The organism is Cedecea sp. B1(4) (assembly GCF_059414925.1).
Map to the genome: position 1 here is coordinate 1 of NZ_JCAHMZ010000339.1, position 245 is coordinate 245.

General features: G+C 61.6%; 1 protein-coding gene. It reads right to left on the reverse strand.

From position 1 onward, the window contains the following. The coding region (locus ACR6JA_RS23195; RefSeq protein ID WP_494599874.1) for a hypothetical protein at positions 1-245 on the reverse strand (245 nt) is incomplete at both ends.

Consider the following 245-nt stretch of genomic DNA (forward strand, 5'->3'; position numbering starts at 1 on the left):
CACGGTTGGAATGCGAGGTCAAGGGCAAGAGCGTTTGAGGGTGGGTCGAAGGGTTGGATGCCAATGCTTGCATCGCGTCCACATGGTGGAACCCTTCTTCGACGAGCGCTTGCTGCAGCTCTCTGGGGACTGTGCGTTGCCGGGCGGCCGCATAAGCCACCCCGCCCGAGTCTTGCCCCTCGCGGAAAAGGGCGAGTTGAGCCGCCGCCGAAAGGCGATTCGACTGTGCAAAGAAGAACTCCATG